Origin of the sequence: Hydrogenophaga sp. (genome assembly GCF_030158645.1) — a bacterium.
In the GTDB taxonomy this organism is placed as follows: domain Bacteria; phylum Pseudomonadota; class Gammaproteobacteria; order Burkholderiales; family Burkholderiaceae_C; genus Hydrogenophaga.
In genome coordinates, this window is sequence record NZ_JAOASO010000004.1 from 1 (window position 1) to 4,708 (window position 4,708).

Annotated in this window: 6 protein-coding genes; 5 read left to right on the top strand and 1 reads right to left on the bottom strand. The window is 66.7% G+C overall.

Going from position 1 to position 4,708, the window contains the following annotated elements:
• The 5 genes from mtgA to Q1W68_RS00085 all read left to right on the top strand — a co-directional run.
• Positions 1 to 701: monofunctional biosynthetic peptidoglycan transglycosylase (mtgA, locus tag Q1W68_RS00065; protein WP_300715392.1), on the top strand; the 701-nt coding region annotated here is incomplete at its 5' end.
• Positions 698 to 1,315: a lysophospholipid acyltransferase family protein gene (locus Q1W68_RS00070; RefSeq protein ID WP_300655385.1), complete on the top strand. Its 618-nt coding sequence runs from the start codon at positions 698 to 700 to the stop codon at positions 1,313 to 1,315. The genes mtgA and Q1W68_RS00070, both read left to right, overlap by 4 nt.
• Before the next feature lie 4 nt (positions 1,316 to 1,319).
• The gene (locus Q1W68_RS00075) at positions 1,320 to 2,309 is read left to right on the top strand and encodes a phosphatidate cytidylyltransferase (protein WP_300715393.1); all 990 of its coding nucleotides are present in this window, start codon (positions 1,320 to 1,322) and stop codon (positions 2,307 to 2,309) included.
• Entirely contained in the window at positions 2,306 to 2,854 is a 549-nt protein-coding gene (gene ruvC / locus Q1W68_RS00080) for a crossover junction endodeoxyribonuclease RuvC (RefSeq protein WP_300655380.1), read from the top strand. The genes Q1W68_RS00075 and ruvC overlap by 4 nt, the downstream gene beginning before the upstream one ends.
• A gap of 2 nt (positions 2,855 to 2,856) precedes the next feature.
• A complete protein-coding gene (locus Q1W68_RS00085; RefSeq protein WP_300655377.1) occupies positions 2,857 to 4,416 on the top strand; it encodes a cache domain-containing protein in 1,560 nt (519 codons plus the stop codon).
• 18 nt (positions 4,417 to 4,434) lie between these two features.
• Here the strand turns inward: Q1W68_RS00085 and Q1W68_RS00090 are convergent, their stop codons facing one another.
• Positions 4,435 to 4,611, bottom strand: coding sequence for a hypothetical protein (locus Q1W68_RS00090; RefSeq protein ID WP_172823058.1), 177 nt, complete (start codon positions 4,609 to 4,611; stop codon positions 4,435 to 4,437).
• Between the last annotated feature and the right edge of the window lie 97 nt (positions 4,612 to 4,708).

Genomic DNA, 4,708 nt, shown 5'->3' on the forward strand with positions numbered 1-4,708 from the left:
TGGCGCTGCAGGTGTTTTTTGCGCTGCGCATCGCCGCCATGGTGGTGATCGACCCGACCAGCACCGCCTTCATGCGCTCGGAGGCCTGGCGCGTCGGGCACGAAAGCATGACCACCGACAAGACCTGGCGCTGGTCGCACCAGTGGGTGGCGGGTGACCAGATCAGCCCGAACCTCAAACGCGCGGTGATCGCATCGGAGGACGCCGGTTTTCTGGAGCACGGGGGCGTGGACTGGGAAGCGATCGAAACCGCCTGGCAGAAAAACGAGAAGCGCCAGCAGCAAGCCGAAAAGCGCGCCGCCGCACAACCCAACCGACCGGTGCGCGAACCCAAGGTGGTGGGCGGCTCCACCATCACGCAACAACTGGCCAAGAACCTGCTGCTGTCGGGCGAACGCCAGTTTTTGCGCAAGGGCCAGGAGCTCGTGCTGGCGGTGGCGCTGGAGGCGCTGCTGAGCAAGGAACGCATCCTGGAGATCTACCTGAACAGCGTGGAATGGGGCGAAGGCGTGTTCGGCGCCGAGGCCGCCGCGCAGCGTTACTTCAAGAAACCGGCCAGCAAGCTCAGCGCATCGGAGGCCGCGCGCCTCGCGGTGATGCTGCCTTCGCCCAAGTTCTTTGAAACGCGCCAGGGCTCGGCCTACCTGGCCCGGCGCACCGGCACCATTGTTGCGCGCATGGGTGACGTCCGCCTGCCATGAACCTGCGCGCCACCGCCATGAGCGTGTTCCTGCTGGGCCTGGTGCGTCTGCTCACCGGCGCCCAGGCGCGCTGGCACGGTTGCCCGCCCAAGGCCGAGCAGCGCATTTACTTTGCCAACCACCAGAGCCACGCCGACCTGGTGCTGATCTGGGCTGCGCTGCCACACGAGCTGCGCAGCATCACCCGCCCCATCGCCGCCAAGGACTACTGGACGGCCTCGAACTTCAAGCGCTGGATCACCACCGAGGTGTTCAACGCGGTCTATGTGGAGCGCGAACGCAAGGGCGACGAGGACCCGCTTCAGCCGCTCATCAACGCGCTGGACAGCGGCGACTCGCTGATCCTGTTTCCCGAGGGCACACGCGGCCATGAAGAAGATCCGCAACCCTTCAAGTCGGGCCTGTACAACCTCGCCCAGCGCTTCCCCGGTGTGGTGCTGGTGCCGGCCTGGATCCACAACGTGCAGCGCGTGATGCCCAAGGGTGAGGTGGTGCCGGTGCCGGTGCTGTGTTCGGTGACGTTTGGTGAACCGGTTGCACTGGGTGCCGAGGAACCACGTGCCGATTTCCTCAAGCGTGCTCGTGAGGCGGTGATCGCCTTGCGGGAGGTCTGAATCCATGGGCACCTTCCTGCGCGGCCTCACCGGCGACCAACAGGTCAGCCTGTTGTTCGTGTTGCTGTTCGGCCTGTTGTTCATTGCGAGCGGCGTGAGCGTGTTGCTGTCGGTGCGCGAGCGCCGCGCAGGCGAAGACGAGTCCGGTGAACGCGAACTGCGCCTGCGCGACAACCAGGCGCTGTTGCGCAGCTCCTGGGGCATGGCGCTGGTGTTCTGGATCGGCTGGGCACTGGGCGAGGGTGTGGCCATCGTGCTGTTCGGCTTCGTTTCTTTCTTCATCCTGCGCGAGTTCATCAGCCTCTCGCCCACGCGACGCGGCGACCACCGCAGCCTGGTGATGGCCTTTTTCATCGTGTTGCCGCTGCAGTACGCGCTGGTCTGGACCGAGCGCTTCAACCTCTTCACGGTGTTCATCCCGGTATATGTGTTCCTCGCCATCCCGGTGGTAAGCGCGCTGGGCAACGACCCGCAGCGGTTTCTGGAGCGCAACGCCAAGCTGCAGTGGGGCATCATGGTCTGCGTCTACGGCATGAGCCACGTGCCCGCGCTGCTGCTGCTCAGCTTCCCCGGTTTCGTGGGCCGAACCGCCTTTCTCGTGTTCTTTCTGGTGCTGGTGGTGCAGACCTGCATGCTGGTGCAGCACATCGCGTCGCGCCGCATGGGCACGCCGGTGGCGCCCGCCATCAGCGAGAGCTTCCATTGGCGCAGCTGGGCCATGGGGCTGGCCGCGGGCGGCTTGCTCGGTGCGCTGCTGGCCGGGCTCACGCCCTTCAAGCCGCTGCCCGCGCTGGCCATGGCGCTGGTGGCCTGTGTGGCCGGGTCGATGGGCCACCTGGTGATGAAGGCGATCAAGCGCGACCGCGGCGTGACCCACTGGGGCTCTGCCGGCCGCTCCACCACCGGCGCCAGCGGGCTGCTCGACCGGGTGGACGCGCTCTGCTTTGCCGCGCCGGTGTTCTTCCATTCAGTGCGCTGGACCTTCGACCTATGAGAATCCTCGGCATCGACCCCGGCCTGCAGTGCACCGGCTTCGGTGTGATCGACACCGACGGCCCGAACCTGCACTACGTGGCCAGCGGCACCATCCAGACCAGCCCGAAAGACGGCGCGCTGCTGCCCGCGCGTCTCAAGATCCTGTTCGACGGCATCACCGAGGTGGTGGCGCGCTACCAGCCCGAGGTCTCGGCCTGCGAGATCGTGTTCGTCAACGTCAACCCGCAGGCCACGCTGCTGCTGGGCCAGGCGCGCGGCGCGTGCCTCACCGCCCTGGTGGCCAACCACCTGCCGGTGGCCGAGTACACCGCGCTGCAGCTCAAGAAAGCGGTGGTGGGCTACGGCAAGGCGGCCAAACCGCAGGTGCAGGAAATGGTCAAACGCCTGCTGAAGCTGCCCGGCCTGCCCGGCAAGGACGCGGCCGACGCGTTGGGCTTGGCCATCACGCACGCGCAGGTCAGCCGCACGCTGCAGGCGATCAACAAGGTCTCGCCGCTGCAGGCGCGGTCGAGCGCGGCCTACAAGGCCGGCCGGATCTACTGAAGATGGGCCTCGCTCCACGCCGCCTCAGCCTGGGTGCCTGGCTCGCGCTCGCCTTCACCTTGCTGTCCTTGTTGCTCACGGTGCTGCTCACTGCGTTCAGCGACCGCACCGCCAGCACCCAGGTGCGGCGCAGCATCGGCAACAACCTCGCCGAGCTGGCGAACCAGACCACCAGCCGCCTGGACCAGGCCATGTTCGAGCGCTACCGCGAGGTTCGTCTCATCGCCAACCGGTTGAACGGCACGCTGGACCTGGCCGAGGTGCAGAACGAGATCGACGCCCTGCAGCAGAGCTATCCCACCTACGCCTGGATCGGCGTGACCGACCCGGCGGGCAAGGTACTGGCCGCCACCCGCAACATGCTCGAAGGCGCCGACGTGTCGCAGCGCCCATGGTTTCAGAACGCGCTCAAGGGTCGGTCCATGGGCGACGTGCACGAGGCCCTGCTGCTGGCCCAGCTCATGGGCAGCGCGGGCGGTGAGCCGATGCGCTTTGTCGACATTGCATTCCCGCTCAAGGACGACAACGGCCAGATCACCGGCGTGCTGGGCGTGCACCTGTCGTGGAAGTGGGCGCGGGACATCGAACAGGCGATCTTTGTGCCGGTGGGCCGCAGCCGCACCATCGACCCACTCATCCTCTCCAGCACCGGCGCGGTGTTGCTCGGTCCCCCCGAGTTGGAAGGCACGGTGCTCCAGCTGCCCAGTGTGCAAGCGGCCCAAGGCCGCGAGGGCGGCTTCGTGCGGGAGACCTGGCCGGACGGCAAGGAGTACCTGGTGGGCTTCAGCAGCGACCAGGGCTTCGAGGACTACCCCGGCCTCGGGTGGCGCGTGCTGGTGCGGCAAGACCTGGTTGAGGCCTACGCACCGGTGGACCAGATGCACCGCCGCATGCTGCTGGGCGGCGGCGTGGCCGCCCTGCTGTTTTCGTTGCTGGGCTGGGGCCTTGCACGCTGGATCACACGCCCGCTGCTGGGTCTGGCCGACGTGGCTCGCGGTCTGGAGGCCGGCTATGCGGTGAAGGCGCCCGCGTCCCATGCGTATGAAGAAGTGTCCATTCTTGGCAGCGCTTTCAACTCGCTGGTGCACACCTTGCAGCACAACGAGGAAGAACTGCGCCAGCTCAACGTGTCACTGGAGCGGCGCGTGCTGGAGCGCACCGCCGAGCTGCAGGACAGCTTTGAACGCGTTGACGAGAACGAAGCGCGCACGCAAGCGGTGATCGACACCGCGCAGGAGCCCTTCATCGGGATGGACTTCGAGGGCTGCATCACCGACTGGAACGCCCAGGCCGAACAGTTGTTTGGATGGACCCGCGAGGAAGCGCTGGGCGAATCGCTGGCCCACCTGGTGGTGCCCGTGCGCTACCAGGTCGCATTCATCGAGGCCCTGGCGACGTTTCACCAGACGGGGGACGCGCCCTTTGTGGGTCAGCGCATGCGCCGCATCCTCGTGGACCGCCGCGGCGAGGAACTGCCGGTGGAGATGAAGATCGGGCTGATCAACACCGAGCGGCTCAAGCTCTTCAGTGCCTTCATCAGAGACCTGCGCGAGCAGGCCTGAAGCGTCGGCGGATGCGGCTCACAAGAGCCGTTCGAGCACCAGCACCGCAAAGAAGCCCAGTGCGGCGATCACCGTCCACTTGAGGATGATCACACCCCAGGTCCGGAAACGGGCCTGGCCCGTGCCCACATAAAACGCAAAGCACACGCCCGCGGCAATCAGCAGCAGCAGGACGGTCCAGCGAAACAGCAGCATGGGGCTGATTACCAGGCGGGTGCCAGCTGGGTGAAGCCCTGGGGCGCCTCACGCTCCTGCTCGAAGCTCACGATCTCCCAGGCGTCGGTGCGCGCGA

Coding starts and splice junctions, on each gene's coding strand:
- Q1W68_RS00075 (WP_300715393.1), top strand. CDS start 1,320: ATGGGCACCTTCCTGCGCGGCCTCACCGGCGACCAACAGGTCAGCCTG.
- Q1W68_RS00090 (WP_172823058.1), bottom strand. CDS start 4,611: ATGCTGCTGTTTCGCTGGACCGTCCTGCTGCTGCTGATTGCCGCGGGC.
- ruvC (WP_300655380.1), top strand. CDS start 2,306: ATGAGAATCCTCGGCATCGACCCCGGCCTGCAGTGCACCGGCTTCGGT.
- Q1W68_RS00085 (WP_300655377.1), top strand. CDS start 2,857: ATGGGCCTCGCTCCACGCCGCCTCAGCCTGGGTGCCTGGCTCGCGCTC.
- Q1W68_RS00070 (WP_300655385.1), top strand. CDS start 698: ATGAACCTGCGCGCCACCGCCATGAGCGTGTTCCTGCTGGGCCTGGTG.